A 15,376-nucleotide genomic window follows, 5' to 3' on the forward strand; every position below is an offset into this window, starting at 1 on the left:
TGTTTCCCGCCTGAAGAAAAAGAAAACCGCCTCATCAAAAAGAATGACAGCTATTTTTATGAGAGACCAGCAATTTCCGAATAAAATATAAAGGATAAAGAAGCAAGTACAGATTGAATGCCCACCACATAAGATCAAAATCACCGATAAATACCCAAAAGGCAATCGCTTGCAGGCCTGAACAAAAGGTCAGCACAAGTGATATTAATGCGAAAGGGCGCCATAACGCATGTTTCCGTTTATAAAGAAACAAGCTGTACAGCCCGGTTATCGAAATGAAAATATCTAAGGGAAAGAATGACCAGTTCCAGGCCATTATCATGGCGTTATCATAATCTTTAAACACCATGTTTTTTGGAATCCACTCAAAAAAAGTAACAATCCAATAAACGATAAATCCAATATCTGTAATGAGAAAGAGAACCTTTAACCCTTTCATCATCTGTTTCTGTCCGTATGAACGCTGATGCCGTTTGATGACGTTTCACTTTCAGAAATAAAGTTTAAGGAAACGACACCGATGATGATCAGAAGAACAGAGACAGCTTTTATGACAGAGAACTGTTCATGAAAGAAAAAAATTCCGATCATGGAAATCAGCACGATCCCCATTCCCGACCAGACCGCATACGCGATGGAGACACTTATATATTTCAAAGTCAAAGTAAGAAAACAAAGGCTGCCGATATAAAACAATAATAATAAAATACTTGGGACAAGTTTTGTAAATCCATTTGATAATTTCATGCTGACCGTACCCAATACTTCAAAAATGATCGCTAAACTTAAATAAATCCATTGCATTCAACATTCTCCTTCAATCGTATTATTCAGAATTATACAATATATAGAATTTGAAGGAAATTAAACAATGAAATGTTTTCCGGATAAAAAATCCGGCCGGGTGTAAAAAGAAAACGCCATAAAGGTATACTATGAACAAAGAAATCAGAAAGGACGTGCAGGACGGGTGACAGAAGAGCGGACAGACCTGGAAAGACAACTGAGAGACATTCAAAAATGGGAAAAGGCGCAGCAGAGGGTGATGTTCTGGCAAACATTCACCCGCTTGCCGTTTCAGCTTTTGGACAAGCTGACACCGCAATTTATTCAGAGGAAAATCGGACTCATTCTCGATGAAACGGGAACGTTTATTCAGTCAGGCGGACAGTACCTTACATCAGAAAAGCGCATCATGAAAAAGTTTCAAAAAAGGCTGCCGCACGGTACATATCAAACGCTTCACGACATCCGCAATGCGCCGCTTGCCGTCATGGACGAAATCGCAGAAGGCATAGCGCGTACAAGCGTAAAGGCCGCGACGGTGCAGGGAGCCGCAACGGGAGTCGGCGGTGTATTCACGCTGGCGGCAGACATTCCGGCGATGCTCGGCCTGTCCTTAAAGACGCTGCAAGATATCGCGGTTGCTTACGGCTTTGATCCGAAAGACAAAAAAGAACGCGTGTTTATCGTCAAATTGCTTCAGCTTGCATCCAGTGACGTCATCGGAAAAAAAGCGATCCTGCAAGATTTACGGCAATATGATCAAAACGACAGCGCCTATCAGCGCGTCGCCTCGCAAATCCAAGGCTGGCGGGAAGTCGTTTACAGCTACCGCGATACGTTCGCCGCGAAAAAACTGCTGCAAATGGTTCCGGCCGCAGGCATCATCTTCGGCGCGTCCGCCAACCGTTCAGCTTTAGAAAGCATCGCGGAAACAGGCATCATGCTTTATAAAAAACGCCGGATTCTAAAACGCATGAAGGATACAGAATAATAAAAAACCACCCGAAAACACATTCAATGTGTTTTCTTTGTTTAGCAGTTCTGAAATCGGGAAACCAACAACCAACACCAATTAAAGGAGGAATTCAAAAATGGCACAAGATAATAACAAAATGAGCAGAGAAGAAGCAGGTAAAAAAGGCGGAGAAGCGACAAGCAATAACCATGACAAAGAATTCTATCAGGAAATTGGTCAAAAAGGCGGAGAAGCCACAAGCAAAAATCACGACAAAGAATTCTATCAGGAAATCGGTGAAAAAGGCGGAGAAGCCACAAGCAAAAATCACGACAAAGAATTCTATCAGGAAATCGGTGAAAAAGGCGGAGAAGTCACAAGCAATAACCATGACAAGGAATTCTATCAAGAAATCGGCCAAAAAGGCGGAGAAGCCACAAGCAAAAATCATGACAAAGATTTTTATAAAGAAATCGGCCAAAAAGGCGGAAACAGACGAAGCAGCTAATAAAAGCATAAAGGCAGACAACCTGCAGATCAAAAGCGATCCGGCGCATCAGCTGGATCGCTTTTATTTTGGGAAAATCTTGATCTGAGCCGCCGTTGCGATACAATTAAATGAAAAAGGGGTTTTTCACTCGTGTCTGACATGCTGAATTTGCTCGCTATCGCCAATAAAGTCAAAGAAAAACACGACAATTTTTCAATCGCGGAGATCAATGACCACTGTGTGCGCCTCGCAGTGTTTACGGGAGAATATGACTGGCACCATCACCCTGACTCAGATGAATGGTTCATCGTTCTGGAGGGGGAGCTGCTGATTGATTTTAAGGACAAAGAAACCGCAGTGCTCAAAGCAAATGACAGCCTGCTCATCCCGAAAGGCACGATTCACCGCACCCGCTCTTACGTCAGAACCGTGAATCTCTGTGTCGAGCATGCGCATGCGAAAACAGTCATCACAGAGGAACGGTCATGCTGATCAAAAAGATTGTATGTGAAACAGACGCTGCAAACGCTGAAGCATTTGCGCAAGCACAGTCACAGTGGGGAGCATTATCATGTGTAAATGGCTTCGTCAAACAGGCCGGCGGCTGGCGGAAAAACGCAGACGGCCTGTTCATTGCAGAGATCATCAGCGTTTGGGAGAACAGACAGGCCTATGATGATTTTATAGAGAACGAACATGACCGCATATACGAAGAAAACGAGCAGAAGGCTGCGATTCTTTCAATAGAAGTGATGCTGTACGAAGAGGATGAACCTGTCATTTATAAGCTGTTACATCATCCGGACATCCGATACGAACCGGACTGGACGGTTCTGAAGGCATAATGAAAGCCCAAAACAGTTTGTTTTGGGCTTGTGTCTTTACTCGCGTCCGGGAAGCGTGTTGTGGACATACGGCGGGACGGGATCCAGCTTAGCTATTTCGCCGTGCGCTTTCGGTTCTTTTTCGTATTCGAATGGTTCTCCGTCCGGCGCTGTTTCCTTCAGCCAATTTTGTTCAGCGCTTTGTCCGCCATCTGAGAAATGAATAAGCTTATGGGAGAATGACTGTTTTTCCAGCGCCTTCGGGAATGTGGAAGGAACGATCGGACCTTCCTGTTCTTCTAATTCTTTAATGGCCGCAAGCCATTGGTTTTGATGCATGGTATCGCGGGCCAATAAAAAGCTGAGCATATCTTTCACGCCTTTATCATCGGTCATTTCATACAGGCGTGCGACTTGAAGCCTTCCTTGTGATTCGGCGTTCAGATTGGCGCGGAAGTCTGCCAGAAGGTTTCCGCTTGCGACGATATAGCCTGCGCTCCACGGAACGCCCGTGCTGCTCTCCGGCATTGCGCCGAGTCCTGACACGATCGCATGATGCGGATTCATGCCGCCTAAAATGGACCCGATGACCGGATCATCAGCCGCTTTTTCCTGCTCTGCCAGCGGGGCGTCTTCTAACAGTCTCGCAATCATCGTCGCGATCATTTCGACATGGCCGATTTCTTCCGTCGCGGTATCCATCAGAAGATCCTTATATTTTTCATTGCCCCGTGTATTCCATCCTTGGAACAAATATTGCATGGCGACGGATATTTCCCCGTATTGTCCCCCTAAAATTTCCTGCATCTTTTTTGCGAACAGCGGATCAGGACGATCCGGTTTAGCCGGATGCTGCAGTTTTTTCGTATGTGTAAACATGTCTCCATCTCCTTTTTTGATCTGTCCCTATTTACTTCCCCGGCGGGAAAAGGGATGAAACGGAGATGGGCGTATTGGTCCTGCTAAGGCTCGCGGCGCAAGGATAACAAATCCTGCACAAGCCCGCGGCCGATCACCTGTTCATATTGTTCGTAAATCGGGTCGAGGCGTTTCATCCATGTGTTCTTTTCCGCTTTGCTCAGCACATGAATATGAATGGATGAATTCTTCTTTATCTCTTCAAGCTGGTCTTTATTCATTTTCTCAGCGGAGGCTTCGTTCCACTCCGTCGTTTCTCGCATCGCCTCCGTTAAGATGGTTCTCGTTTTTTCTGTCTGCGAATTCCAGAAATGCTCGTCGGTCATCACGGCATAACCGAGGTACCCGTGATTGCTGATTGTCAAATAATCTTGAACATTATAAAATTTTTTAGAATAGATATTTGAAATCGTATTTTCTTCTCCGTCTACGAGATTGCTTTCCAACAGCTGAAACGTGGAATTAAAGGAATCCTGCCGCGGGTGCGCGCCGAGCAGGCGGTATTGGTCTTCGATCACGCTGCTCGGCATGATCCTGAGCGCCTGTCCTTTCAAATCGTCCGGAGTGAAGATCGGTCCTTTATTTGACGTGAGCTGTTTAAACCCGTTCGTCCAGTACGCCAGTCCTTTCAAATGATGCTTTTCTAATGAAGCGAACAGGCGTGTGCCGATTTTGCCGTTGAGGCCTTCTTGCACGGCTTTATAGTTTGTAAACGCGTACGGCAGATCCAAAACACCCCATTCGGGAGACAGTGATCCGAGCTTTGAGGTGGAGGGAGCGATGAATTGCACGTCCCCGTTTTGAAGGGCGTTTATTTCTTCATTATCTGAATAGAGGCTCCCGTTTGGAAACACCTCTACTTTAATGGTGCCGCCGGACTTTTGATAGACAAGGTCGGCAAACTTATTCGCCGCCCGCCCTTTTGGCGTGTTCTCAGCAACGACATGGCTGAATTTGAAAACGATTTGATCTTTCAGGCCTTCCTGTTCGTCATCATAATACGGTTCTTCCGTTGAGAAACGATCATGAAAGCCGATGAATAAAGCGGTTCCGATACCGAGTACCATCAGGCTGAGACAAGTCAGCAAGCTTTTCATCGAAAACCCCCTCCGCCATTTTCTATAACAAGCATAATCGGGCGGGCCGTTTTCGTAAAGAGACGGAAAGGAAGAGGCCAATGACGAAAAAAAAGCTCACCATCCGCTGGAAAATCACCATACTTTCGTATATCGTCGTGCTTTTTACCTTTTTGATCGTCGGCATCGTGCTGATCGGCAATATTCAGCATACAGAGGAGCGCGAGCTGAAAAAACGGCTGATGAATACCGCGCGGACGGTATCTGAGATGACCGATGTCAAACGCGCCCTCGAGCAGAAAAAACAAAGGGAAGACGTGCGCCATGCGGTCGAAGAAATAAGGATCATCAATGAAGCGGACTACATCGTCGTCATGGATATGGATCATATTCGCTATTCACATCCCGTCAGCACAATGATCGGAAAGCGTTCAAGGGGTGAGGACGAAGCCGCGGCGTTCGCCGAGCACATTTATTTTTCCGAAGCAAAGGGAGAGATCGGCACCGCCGTTCGCGCTTTTTATCCCATCAAAGACCGGGATTTGAATCAGATCGGCGTCGTTCTGGCCGGTAAAACGCTGCCCGGATTCGGTGAAATTCTTCTTCAGCTGAAACATGAAATACTGTTTATCGTTCTGCTGGCGCTAGGGTTCGGACTGGCCGGCTCCTTTTTGCTGGCCCGCCACATCAAAAAACAGATGTTTTGGCTGGAGCCCCATGAGATCGTGAGAATGTATGAGGAACGGACCGCTACGTTTCATTCGATGAATGAGGGCGTCATCGCGATCGATAATCAGCATCACATCACCATTTTTAATGAAAAAGCGAAGCAGATATTCAATGTAAGACAAGAGACCGATGGCAGGCTGATCTGGGACGTGTTAAAAGATTCGCGGCTCCCTGAGATCGTCGAGCGGAACCGAGCCGTATATAATGAAGAAATCCAAGTCAGCGGAAAGGTGATCATGAGCAGCAGAATTCCGATCGTCATGAAAAAGAAGGTCATCGGAGCCGTCGCCATTTTTCAGGACAGGACGGAAGCGGCGAAAATGGCGGAAGAACTGACAGGTGTGAAAAATTTTGTCGATGCGCTCAGAGTCCAAAATCATGAACATATGAACAAGCTTCACACCATCGCGGGACTCATTCAGCTCGGAAAATCAGAAAAAGCGCTCCAGCTTGCTTTTAAGGAATCATCAGAACAAGAAAGCGTCACCGATTTTCTTCATCAGGCCATTCAGAATGACGCTGCGGCGGGGCTGCTGTTAAGCAAAATCAAAAGAGGAAAAGAGCTTGGCATTTCTGTGAAAATTGATGAAAACAGCAGTTTCTCGGCATTTCCGGAGCATGTCGACCAGCATGACATTGTCGTCCTGCTCGGCAATTTAATTGAAAATGCGTTCGGCGCATTCGAAACAGCGGACACGGAGGACAAACATATTGACATCAGTATCGAGCAAAATGATGAAGTGCTTGCTATATTAATAGAAGACAACGGAAGCGGGATTTCCGATCAGCACATCCCGCGCCTTTATGAAAAAGGGTTTACCGTCAATAAAACGGGAGGAACGGGATACGGCTTGTACCTCGTCAAACAAATCGTCGACAAAGGGATGGGCGTTATTGAAGTCGACACACGGCAGGGACAGGGAACGGCATTTTCTATTTTATTTCCGATGAAGGGGGAGGAATCATTCGATGGACATCAAGGTGCTGCTTATTGAAGATGATCCGATGGTGCAGGAGGTGAATAAAGAATTTATCACCGGTGTTTCGGGGTTCAGCGTCATCGCCACAGCCGCTGACGGAGACGAGGGAATCAGGCTTATTAAAGATCTGCGGCCCGGGCTCGTGGTATTAGACGTATATATGCCGAAAAAAGACGGAATTAAAACGCTCCAGGAAATCAGAAAACAAAAGCTCGAAGTGGACGTCATCATCGTCTCGGCCGCAAAAGACAAAGAAACAATCCAGCTTATGCTGCAAAACGGTGCGGCCGACTATATTTTGAAGCCGTTTAAGCTGGAGCGGATGAGACAGGCGCTCGAAAACTATAAACAATATAAACGGAAAATTGAAGAGCATGACACCATGTCGCAAGAGCAGCTTGACATGCTGCTTAAAATTCCGCAAAATCCGTCCCGGGATCTGCCGAAGGGGTTAAATCATTTTACGATGAATGAAATTTTGACCTATATGAAACAGCAGACGGAGCCGCTTTCAGCTGAAGAAGCCGCCAAAGCGCTCGGAATCGCCAGGGTGACGGCGCGGCGTTATCTTGATTTTCTTGAGAAAGACGGCCAGATTAAGCTCGACATTCAATACGGGGGAGTGGGCCGGCCGGTTAACCGCTACAAATTCGTCCGCTAGCCGAGACCAAAAAGACCAAAATGTCCGTTATGATCATAAGCTTCCCATCTTCGTTTGAAAACGCTATCATTTTCGTATAGACGCAGCGAGAAGCAAGGGGGAGCAGGGATGAAAATTTTTAAAAATCTTACGGTGCAGGTCATCACGGCGGTGATCATCGGCGTCATTGTCGGACTCGTTTGGCCTGAGGCCGGGAAGCAGATGAAGCCGCTCGGCGATACATTTATCAATGCGGTAAAAATGATTATCGCACCGATCATATTCCTGACGATCGTGCTTGGCATCGCCAAGATGGGAGACATGAAAAAAGTCGGCAAAGTCGGGGGAAAAGCATTTATTTATTTTGAAGTCGTGACCACCATCGCCCTTATTATCGGACTTCTGGTCGTCAATATCATGAAACCCGGTGAGGGGCTTGATTACAGCAAGCTTGAAAAAGGGGATGTCTCCCAGTACACGCAAAACGGGGGACAGGGGATTGACTGGATTGAATTTATCACTCACATCGTTCCGTCAAATATGGTTGACGCTTTCGCAAAAGGCGACATTCTTCAGGTCTTATTCTTTTCTGTTTTATTCGGTGTCGGCCTGGCGGCGCTCGGTGAAAGAGGCAAAAGCATTATTGATTTCTTTGATAAACTGTCGCATGTTTTTTTCAAAATCATCGGCTACATCATGCGCGCGGCGCCGATCGGCGCATTCGGGGCCATGGCCTATACGATCGGGCACTTCGGCCTTGATTCCATCAAGCCGCTGGCGAGTCTGATGCTGTCTGTATACGTTACGATGTTCCTGTTTGTATTTGTCGCTTTGAATATCATTTGCAAACTATTCGGTTTCAGCTTGTGGAACTATCTCCGTTTTATTAAAGATGAACTGCTCATCGTTCTCGGCACAAGCTCTTCTGAGTCCGTCCTTCCGCGGATGATGGATAAAATGGAGCGCTACGGCTGTTCCAAATCGGTTGTCGGCCTTGTCATTCCGACGGGATATTCTTTTAACCTGGACGGCACCTCGATTTATCTTTCAATGGCGACGGTTTTTCTGGCGCAGGTGTTCGGCGTTGACCTTACCATCGGCCAGCAGGTTACGATCATTCTCGTGCTGATGCTGACATCAAAAGGCGCGGCGGGCGTAACCGGAAGCGGATTTATCGTGCTCGCCTCCACTTTATCGGCGCTTCAGGTTATTCCGCTGGAGGGGCTGGCGCTGCTCCTCGGCGTCGACCGCTTTATGAGTGAAGGAAGGGCGATCGTCAACCTGATCGGAAACGGAATCGCCACCATCATCGTAGCCAAGAGTGAAAATGAGTTTGACGAAGTGAAAAGCACACAGGCCGTAAAAGAAATGAAAACGGCGGTATAAAAGGAAAGGAACGGCATGCATCGGGCATGCCGTTCTTTTTTTCGGCCGCCATGAGTAAAAAAGATAAATTTGTTCAAATTTATTAGGAGGTGGACAAAGACCTTAGCGTCATTTTGTTATATAATTTACAATTAGAGAGTGAAAGATGAAATCTAAGGGCTTTTTGTCCTAGCAGGAGTGTATAAATGGCGGCTATTTTTAAATTTTTTCAGCATCCGGGTGTCAGACGTTTTTCGGTTTTTCTTGTTTTGACTGGGGTGTTAGTTGTATTCCGAAGTATGATTAATTTGATTTTGCTTACGTTTATTTTTACTTTTCTGATGGATCGGCTGGAGACTGTCATCCGGCACGTGTTGAACCATTTTTTCCGGATCAGCCAGAGGGTGGTCATCACCATTTTATATATTGCGCTGGCTGTCGGGGCGACTGTCGGAGGCTTTGTCTTTTACCCGATTGTTGCCAAGCAGATTGAACAGCTGATTAAGCAGATCAAGCACATCGCGTATCATCCCGATGTCATTCCGTTTTATGATGAGATATCGAGCGTGTTCGGCGATATCAATATCGGTTCCTATGTAAAAGAAGGTTTTAATGTACTGTATACATACTTGGCCGATATCAGCACTTTCGGTTTGCAGGTCGTGATGTCACTGATTCTCAGCATGTTTTTCCTGTTCGAGAAAAAGCGGCTCACGGAGTTTATGAAAAAATTTCAGCACAGCAAGCTGTCTGTTTTTTACTACGAACTTGCTTTTTTCGGCAGCAAATTTGCGAGAACATTCGGCAAAGTGCTTGAAGCCCAATTTATTATCGCGCTGGTGAACTGTATCCTCACCTTGATCGCATTGGCGATTCTGCATTTTCCGCAGCTGTTCGGCCTGTCAATCATGGTCTTTTTCCTCGGGCTCATTCCCGTGGCGGGTGTGGTGATTTCGCTCATTCCGCTCAGCATCATCGCGTATACGACGGGCGGCGCTGCGTATGTCATCTACATCGTGCTGGTCATTTTCGTCATCCATGCGATTGAGACGTACTTCCTTAATCCGAAACTGATGTCAGCGAAAACGGAACTGCCGATCTTTTTTACCTTTACGGTTCTGATTTTCTCGGAACATTTCTTCGGCATTTGGGGCTTGATTATCGGAATTCCGATTTTTGTGTTCCTGCTTGATATTCTGGATGTCGTCAATAATGAAGAGAAGGAAAAAAACGGACCGGTCCCGGATAAGACATAACGTCGGCTCCGGCTCTTCACGAATATATGACTAATGTTATAATGCAGACAGTGCCTATGTACGGGCACTGTTTATTTTTTGTGAAAAAGGAGGAAGGCTGTATGACTGAGCCGATTTTACATATTGAGGGCCTTGACAAAACAATAGGCAAAAAGCACATTTTAAAAAACATCAGCATGGATGTCAGGCAGGGCGAGATCATCGGTTTGCTCGGTCCGAACGGGTCGGGAAAAACCACACTTATCCGAATCATCGTCGGTCTTTTAAAGAAAAACAGCGGCACGATTACAATTAACGGCTTTCAGCACGATGCTGATTTCGAAAAAGCGCTTGAATCCGTCGGAGCGATCGTGGAAAATCCTGAATTCTACCCGTACCTGACGGGGTGGGAAAATCTGAAGCACTTTGCCAACATGCACAAAAACATCAAAGAGGACAGGCTTCAGGAAGTCATCGAGCGGGTCGGGCTCACAAATGCCGTTCATGACAAAGTTAAAACGTATTCCCTTGGTATGCGTCAGCGTCTCGGGATTGCACAGGCCATTCTTCACCGTCCGAATCTGCTCATTTTAGATGAACCGACAAACGGGCTTGATCCCGGCGGAATGAAGGATTTCCGCGATCACTTAAAGGAACTCGCGGAGCTTGAAGGGACGAGCATCCTTTTTGCGACGCATTTATTGCGTGAAGTGGAGGACCTTTGCGACCGTGTCATCATCATTCAAAAAGGTGAGATCAAAACAGAGGTTGTTCTGCGCGGCGCTGAGGAAAAAGAAGAAAAAGCCGTCCTCGACATTCAGCCGGCTGACGAAGCATTTGAATGGCTGTCCCAACAGCAATTTGCTCCGGAGAAAAACGGCGGGGGCATTACCGTCACCGTAGCGAAGAAGGACATCCCGGCATTAAACCGTGCGCTCGTCGGACAAGACTTCCTCGTGTATTCCATCATGCCGTATGCGGAATCGCTGGAGGATGAATTCATGAAAGTGACGACGGCGCTTCAAGAGGAGGGGGAGACGAATGTTTAAATTGACAGCGAATGAGCATATGAAACTCTTTAACCGAAAAGTCTCATTGGTGGCGCTGATTCTGATGGCCGTTCTCCAATTTATTATGGCGCTTGTCATTAAACGGCTTGTCATCAGTTCCGGAACGGATGAGAATTTCATCGGCTATATGGCGTACGCGCCCGGGCTGAATATTCTGCTTGAGGCGTTAACAATCGTGATCGCGGCAACGATCATTTCCGCTGAATTTGATAAAAAAACAATCAAATTTTTGTTAATCCGCCCTGTAAAGCGGGAGCGGATTTTTGTATCTAAACTCATTACCGTATTTTTGGTCAGCTTGTACCTGTATGCGGCGTACTATATTCTGTCTCTGCTGTTCGGCATGGCTTTCTTCGGCGTGTCGGTGACATCTGAATCAGGGACGCTTCTGATGAACACCCTGAAAGTAATCGGCACGAACTGGGTCGAGGCGTTTGCGATGGCATGCTTTGGCTTGTTGTGTTCTTCTGTATTCCGAAACAGCGCAATGGCCGTCATTTTGTCATTTATCGTGCTGTACGGCGCAAAATCACTCGTGACGATTATGTCGCTCTTCCAAAACAAATGGGGAAGTTTTCTGCTGTTCGCAAATACTGACCTGACGCAATATATGAGCGGGGCGAAACCGCTGTTTGCGGGAATGACGCCGTTATTTTCCGCAGGCATTATCATTATCCATATCGTATTCTTCTTAGCCGTCGCTTGGTGGAGCTTTTGCAAACGCGATGTTCGGGTATAAAGTAAAGGAATGACATTTTTGTGAAAAAGATCACGATAAATCAATAATTTATGCTATTTTGATTTATAATAAAGGTAATGACGGAGGTGCTCACTTGAGAAATTTTATTACCGCATTACCGATTGTGTTATTGCTTGGTTTTTCCTTTGTGTCATTCATGTTCCAATTCGAACATCTTGTTTATTTCAGGCTTGCGCTGGGTTTGTTTTCTACAGTGGGGCTGTTTCTCTTATATAAAATGAAGTCGGGATTCCGTTATTTCATCATCTACCTGTATGCAAGCTGGATCGTGCTTGCGGCGGTTACCGCGTTTGAAGAGCCGATTTTTTCAAGCTTTTTCTTTGGCGGGCTTGTGATGACGATGGGTTATCTCACATATATGCTGATTTATCTCGGGCTCAAGCAGGACCGCGGCCCGGAAGCAGTCTGAACGCGCTATTCCATGGAATAGCGTGTTTTTTTGTACAGCCTCACAGTTGCGAAACGAGACTTGAATCTCTATAATACTTATTAACTTTATAGGAATTATAATGGGGGGATTCCAGTGTCTTTATGGATACAGAATGAACGGCAGAGGGAATGGATGGAAAAAATCGACCTGCTTGCAGACGAATTTCAAAAAACAGCCGCGCTTGATGATGAGGCGGGCCGTTTTCCCGCTGAGAAAATTCAAAGACTGCGCGACGCAGGATATACGGCGTTAACGGTACCTGAGGCATTCGGCGGTGCAGGCATTTCCGTTTATGATATGGTGCTGTTTCAGGAACGGCTGGCGCGGGGAGACGCGGCCGTTGCTCTCGGAATCGGCTGGCATTTATCCGTCATGGGTGAGCTCGGAGAAGGAAACAGCTGGGATGAAGGTGTCTTTTCATTTATCACAGAAGAGGTGAAAAAGGGAGCTGTCCTGAACAGGGCAGCGACGGAACGGCAGACCGGCAGTCCGACGAGGGGAGGAAGACCCGGCACCTCCGCTGTCAAAAAAGACGGAAAATGGGTGCTGAACGGCCGAAAAACCTTTACAACCCTTTCGCTGACTTTGGATTATATGCTTGTGACGGCATGGATTGAAGAAAAACAAACGACCGGTGTTTTTCTCATTCATAAAGATCAGGCAGGCGTTTCAGTCGAAGAAACATGGGATATGATTGCCATGAAGGCGACCGGAAGCCATGATCTCCTTTTAGATCATGTCACGGTCAGTGATGAGCGGCTTGTGGAGCTTATCAGCGGGCCGAGAGCGGCGAAAGTGAATGGCTGGCTGCTTCACATTCCCGCTGCTTATCTGGGTATCGCTCAAGCGGCAAGGGACTATGCCGTCCGGTTTGCATCCGAATATTCGCCGAACAGCCTGAACGGACCGATTAAAGACGTGCCGGCCGTTGGGCAGCGTGTCGGGGAAATGGAGCTTGAATTGTTAAAAGCGAGACAGTTTCTCTTCACGGCGGCGCAAATGTATGATGACCCGAAACGCCGCCCTTTCATCAAAAGCGAGCTCGGCGCCGCAAAACATATTGTGACAAATGCCGTCCTTTCTGTTGTTGATAAAGCAATGAGAATCACCGGCGCAAAAAGCCTGGAGCGAAATAATCCGCTTCAGCGGTATTATCGGGATGCCCGGGCCGGCCTTCACAATCCGCCGATGGACGATGCGGTCATCGGCAAATTAGCGGCGGAAGCCTTTGAGCAATAAAAAAAGAGCCTGAAAAAGGCTCTTTTTATGTATGGCTGTTGTGCCGGAGCAGTTTTTGATGCTTGCGGTCAATTCTGTCATAGATCACATTCATCAGCTTTTGATTATTCATAATGGCCGCCTTGTTTTCTTTTATCAGCTGTTCGTATGTTTTTATTTTACGTTTCGCCATGAGCCCGCACCTTCCTTACATATTTGTATTCGCTTTCTAATTCTCCGAGCGATAATTCATATAAATGCCGTTCCGACTTTTTGTATATTCCGTTATTGATCAGCAAATGGATCAGATGTTTTTTTCGTCCTTCAACTGATGATCTGAGCTGAGGAGAAGACCTCATGATTACCCTCCTAATCAAATGATATTGAGAATCATTATCAGTTAATGAAAGTATACAATGGGCATATTCATATGTAAAGGAAAAATACCGCCAATTTTTCGACAAAAAGTTTCCCGGGGAATAATGCTGTCGAATTGATTGTGTTTCTGTCAGATCAAAGCTGCTATTTTTCCGCTTTTCCATCCATACTATGAATGAGAATGGAGGAGTCCTTACATGAATGATCAAACGGCAAACTTAAAACGGGGCGAAAAAGGCGCGATTCTTAATATCGCCGCGTACCTCATCCTTGCCGCCGTCAAACTGGTGATCGGTCTTATTTATCATTCCGAAGCGCTCAGAGCGGACGGGTTAAATAATGCCACGGATATTGTCGCATCACTGGCTGTGCTGATCGGGCTCCGGATTTCCCAGCGCCCCGCGGACAGTGATCATGCTTACGGACATTATCGGGCTGAAACAATTTCTTCATTAATTGCGTCTTTTATTATGATGGCGGTCGGTATTGAAGTGCTGATCGGAGGAGCAAAGGCGATTGTCAGCGGAACGGAGGCCGAGCCGAGCTTCATTGCGGCATGGACGGCGCTCGGAAGCGCGATTGTAATGTACGGCATGTATGTATATAACAGCCGACTTGCGGATCGGGTTAAAAGTTCTGCCCTTCATGCGGCGGCGAAAGACAGCCGTTCTGACGCCTATGTCAGTATTGGGGCGTTTATAGGTGTCTTAACGGCCCGGCTTCATCTGCCGTGGATTGATCCGGTTATTGCTTTTCTGATCGGAATCATCATCTGTAAGACGGCATGGGACATCTTCAAAGATGCATCCCACTCATTGACGGACGGATTTGATCTGAAAGATTTGGAGCCGTATAAACACACAGTGAAAGAAATAAAAGAGGTCAGCAGGCTGAAGGATGTGAAAGCAAGGTATTTGGGGAGCACGGTTCATGTGGAAATGGTCATTACGGTAGATCCGGGACTGTCTGTGAAAGAAGGCCACGAAGTAGCCGATGAGGTCGAATATGCAATAAAACATGAACATGATGTGACTCATGTCCATGTTCATGTAGAGCCTGAAGTCATAAACAAAGATCGTGAAACGAATTAAATATGCTGTGATAAAAATTCTGTGACTTCTTCGGGCGTTTTCGCGTTTGCGCTGTGAAGATGCGCTTTCTTTTCGCCGTTTTTAAAGATCAGAAGGCTCGGTATGCCCATTACCTGATATTTGTCGGCAAGCTCAGGGAGCTCGTCTCTGTTCAGCTCATACCAATCATTTTGATTATATTCTTCCAAAATATCGCCGATGAACATATTCATGCGCGTGCAGTCAGGGCACCAGTCAGCGAAAAATTTCACGATGATTTCCTTGTCGGATTGAATAAGTTCATTAAATTGTTCTGTTGTACTGATTTTTTTCATATGACACATCTCCTTTTCCATGCCATTTTAATATAAAATAAAAAGGAATTACATACAAATGCTTTCATATTCAGAATGCCCAAAAATAATTAGATCATTTTCTGAGGAAAGTGATAA

At 46.3% G+C, this 15,376-nt stretch carries 20 protein-coding genes; 13 read left to right on the forward strand and 7 right to left on the reverse strand.

Features of this window, described 5'->3' with window-relative positions:
- Positions 1-34: 34 nt before the first annotated feature.
- Both U2H13_RS02410 and U2H13_RS02415 read right to left on the reverse strand, forming a co-directional pair.
- Positions 35-442, reverse strand: a complete 408-nt coding sequence (locus U2H13_RS02410; RefSeq protein WP_014720748.1) for a DUF5360 family protein — start codon at positions 440-442, stop codon at positions 35-37.
- Complete coding sequence (locus U2H13_RS02415; protein WP_017419236.1) at positions 439-804, reverse strand: multidrug efflux SMR transporter; 366 nt, start codon at positions 802-804, stop codon at positions 439-441. Before U2H13_RS02415 ends, U2H13_RS02410 begins: the two co-directional genes overlap by 4 nt.
- A gap of 166 nt (positions 805-970) precedes the next feature.
- Here U2H13_RS02415 and U2H13_RS02420 point away from each other — a divergent pair, with 166 nt between their 5' ends.
- The 4 genes from U2H13_RS02420 (at position 971) to U2H13_RS02435 (ending at position 3,076) form a co-directional block, all read left to right on the forward strand.
- Positions 971-1,777: an EcsC family protein gene (locus U2H13_RS02420; RefSeq protein ID WP_065180967.1), complete on the forward strand. Its 807-nt coding sequence runs from the start codon at positions 971-973 to the stop codon at positions 1,775-1,777.
- 100 nt (positions 1,778-1,877) lie between these two features.
- Positions 1,878-2,249 carry a glucose starvation-inducible protein GsiB gene (gene gsiB / locus U2H13_RS02425; RefSeq protein ID WP_146282675.1) on the forward strand — a complete coding sequence of 124 codons (372 nt, stop codon included), beginning with the start codon at positions 1,878-1,880 and terminating at the stop codon, positions 2,247-2,249.
- A gap of 132 nt (positions 2,250-2,381) precedes the next feature.
- On the forward strand, positions 2,382-2,723 hold the full coding sequence (locus U2H13_RS02430; protein ID WP_017419234.1) for a cupin domain-containing protein: 342 nt from the start codon (positions 2,382-2,384) through the stop codon (positions 2,721-2,723).
- Positions 2,717-3,076 carry a DUF4937 domain-containing protein gene (locus U2H13_RS02435; protein WP_065180969.1) on the forward strand — a complete coding sequence of 120 codons (360 nt, stop codon included), beginning with the start codon at positions 2,717-2,719 and terminating at the stop codon, positions 3,074-3,076. The genes U2H13_RS02430 and U2H13_RS02435 overlap by 7 nt, the downstream gene beginning before the upstream one ends.
- A gap of 36 nt (positions 3,077-3,112) precedes the next feature.
- Here the strand turns inward: U2H13_RS02435 and U2H13_RS02440 are convergent, their stop codons facing one another.
- Together U2H13_RS02440 and U2H13_RS02445 are read right to left on the reverse strand one after the other, a co-directional pair.
- Positions 3,113-3,934, reverse strand: coding sequence for a manganese catalase family protein (locus U2H13_RS02440; protein WP_065180970.1), 822 nt, complete (start codon positions 3,932-3,934; stop codon positions 3,113-3,115).
- A gap of 83 nt (positions 3,935-4,017) precedes the next feature.
- Positions 4,018-5,070, reverse strand: a complete 1,053-nt coding sequence (locus U2H13_RS02445) for a TRAP transporter substrate-binding protein (protein WP_021495085.1) — start codon at positions 5,068-5,070, stop codon at positions 4,018-4,020.
- Between the two features lie 80 nt (positions 5,071-5,150).
- Between U2H13_RS02445 and U2H13_RS02450 the strand changes: the two genes are divergently transcribed.
- The 8 genes from U2H13_RS02450 to U2H13_RS02485 all read left to right on the forward strand — a co-directional run bounded on the left by U2H13_RS02450 (position 5,151) and on the right by U2H13_RS02485 (position 13,497).
- Positions 5,151-6,773 (forward strand): sensor histidine kinase, encoded by a 1,623-nt coding sequence (locus U2H13_RS02450; RefSeq protein ID WP_021495084.1) that lies wholly within the window; start codon positions 5,151-5,153, stop codon positions 6,771-6,773.
- On the forward strand, positions 6,748-7,419 hold the full coding sequence (locus tag U2H13_RS02455; RefSeq protein WP_003156219.1) for a response regulator: 672 nt from the start codon (positions 6,748-6,750) through the stop codon (positions 7,417-7,419). The genes U2H13_RS02450 and U2H13_RS02455 overlap by 26 nt, the downstream gene beginning before the upstream one ends.
- A gap of 108 nt (positions 7,420-7,527) precedes the next feature.
- Positions 7,528-8,784 carry a C4-dicarboxylate transporter DctP gene (dctP, locus tag U2H13_RS02460; RefSeq protein ID WP_007410214.1) on the forward strand — a complete coding sequence of 419 codons (1,257 nt, stop codon included), beginning with the start codon at positions 7,528-7,530 and terminating at the stop codon, positions 8,782-8,784.
- 185 nt (positions 8,785-8,969) lie between these two features.
- Positions 8,970-10,019: an AI-2E family transporter gene (locus tag U2H13_RS02465; RefSeq protein ID WP_017419231.1), complete on the forward strand. Its 1,050-nt coding sequence runs from the start codon at positions 8,970-8,972 to the stop codon at positions 10,017-10,019.
- Positions 10,020-10,120: 101 nt separating this feature from the next.
- Entirely contained in the window at positions 10,121-11,047 is a 927-nt protein-coding gene (locus U2H13_RS02470) for an ABC transporter ATP-binding protein (protein ID WP_012116860.1), read from the forward strand.
- Entirely contained in the window at positions 11,040-11,807 is a 768-nt protein-coding gene (locus U2H13_RS02475) for an ABC transporter permease (protein ID WP_128496461.1), read from the forward strand. The genes U2H13_RS02470 and U2H13_RS02475 overlap by 8 nt, the downstream gene beginning before the upstream one ends.
- 94 nt (positions 11,808-11,901) lie before the next feature.
- Entirely contained in the window at positions 11,902-12,237 is a 336-nt protein-coding gene (locus U2H13_RS02480; protein WP_007410218.1) for a hypothetical protein, read from the forward strand.
- A gap of 114 nt (positions 12,238-12,351) precedes the next feature.
- Positions 12,352-13,497: an acyl-CoA dehydrogenase family protein gene (locus U2H13_RS02485; RefSeq protein ID WP_029974092.1), complete on the forward strand. Its 1,146-nt coding sequence runs from the start codon at positions 12,352-12,354 to the stop codon at positions 13,495-13,497.
- A gap of 25 nt (positions 13,498-13,522) precedes the next feature.
- Here U2H13_RS02485 and fbpB read toward each other — a convergent pair whose 3' ends face one another.
- Positions 13,523-13,669: a Fur-regulated basic protein FbpB gene (gene fbpB, locus U2H13_RS02490; protein ID WP_003156206.1), complete on the reverse strand. Its 147-nt coding sequence runs from the start codon at positions 13,667-13,669 to the stop codon at positions 13,523-13,525.
- Positions 13,656-13,835, reverse strand: a complete 180-nt coding sequence (locus tag U2H13_RS02495) for a Fur-regulated basic protein FbpA (RefSeq protein ID WP_003156203.1) — start codon at positions 13,833-13,835, stop codon at positions 13,656-13,658. Before U2H13_RS02495 ends, fbpB begins: the two co-directional genes overlap by 14 nt.
- Positions 13,836-14,051: 216 nt before the next feature.
- On the opposite strand from U2H13_RS02495, the gene U2H13_RS02500 reads away from it, so the two are divergent.
- Positions 14,052-14,945, forward strand: a complete 894-nt coding sequence (locus tag U2H13_RS02500) for a cation diffusion facilitator family transporter (protein WP_007410221.1) — start codon at positions 14,052-14,054, stop codon at positions 14,943-14,945.
- Here U2H13_RS02500 and U2H13_RS02505 read toward each other — a convergent pair.
- A complete protein-coding gene (locus U2H13_RS02505) occupies positions 14,942-15,259 on the reverse strand; it encodes a thioredoxin family protein (protein ID WP_003156200.1) in 318 nt (105 codons plus the stop codon). The two genes, U2H13_RS02500 and U2H13_RS02505, sit on opposite strands and share 4 nt — an antisense overlap.
- Positions 15,260-15,376: the final 117 nt, after the last annotated feature.

This window comes from Bacillus sp. A1 (assembly GCF_042296235.1).
Classification (GTDB): domain Bacteria; phylum Bacillota; class Bacilli; order Bacillales; family Bacillaceae; genus Bacillus; species Bacillus velezensis.

Coding starts and splice junctions, on each gene's coding strand:
- U2H13_RS02410 (WP_014720748.1), bottom strand. CDS start 442: ATGATGAAAGGGTTAAAGGTTCTCTTTCTCATTACAGATATTGGATTT.
- U2H13_RS02415 (WP_017419236.1), bottom strand. CDS start 804: ATGCAATGGATTTATTTAAGTTTAGCGATCATTTTTGAAGTATTGGGT.
- gsiB (WP_146282675.1), top strand. CDS start 1,878: ATGGCACAAGATAATAACAAAATGAGCAGAGAAGAAGCAGGTAAAAAA.
- U2H13_RS02435 (WP_065180969.1), top strand. CDS start 2,717: ATGCTGATCAAAAAGATTGTATGTGAAACAGACGCTGCAAACGCTGAA.
- U2H13_RS02440 (WP_065180970.1), bottom strand. CDS start 3,934: ATGTTTACACATACGAAAAAACTGCAGCATCCGGCTAAACCGGATCGT.
- U2H13_RS02445 (WP_021495085.1), bottom strand. CDS start 5,070: ATGAAAAGCTTGCTGACTTGTCTCAGCCTGATGGTACTCGGTATCGGA.
- U2H13_RS02450 (WP_021495084.1), top strand. CDS start 5,151: ATGACGAAAAAAAAGCTCACCATCCGCTGGAAAATCACCATACTTTCG.
- U2H13_RS02455 (WP_003156219.1), top strand. CDS start 6,748: ATGGACATCAAGGTGCTGCTTATTGAAGATGATCCGATGGTGCAGGAG.
- dctP (WP_007410214.1), top strand. CDS start 7,528: ATGAAAATTTTTAAAAATCTTACGGTGCAGGTCATCACGGCGGTGATC.
- U2H13_RS02465 (WP_017419231.1), top strand. CDS start 8,970: ATGGCGGCTATTTTTAAATTTTTTCAGCATCCGGGTGTCAGACGTTTT.
- U2H13_RS02470 (WP_012116860.1), top strand. CDS start 10,121: ATGACTGAGCCGATTTTACATATTGAGGGCCTTGACAAAACAATAGGC.
- U2H13_RS02475 (WP_128496461.1), top strand. CDS start 11,040: ATGTTTAAATTGACAGCGAATGAGCATATGAAACTCTTTAACCGAAAA.
- fbpB (WP_003156206.1), bottom strand. CDS start 13,669: ATGGCGAAACGTAAAATAAAAACATACGAACAGCTGATAAAAGAAAAC.
- U2H13_RS02495 (WP_003156203.1), bottom strand. CDS start 13,835: ATGAGGTCTTCTCCTCAGCTCAGATCATCAGTTGAAGGACGAAAAAAA.
- U2H13_RS02500 (WP_007410221.1), top strand. CDS start 14,052: ATGAATGATCAAACGGCAAACTTAAAACGGGGCGAAAAAGGCGCGATT.
- U2H13_RS02505 (WP_003156200.1), bottom strand. CDS start 15,259: ATGAAAAAAATCAGTACAACAGAACAATTTAATGAACTTATTCAATCC.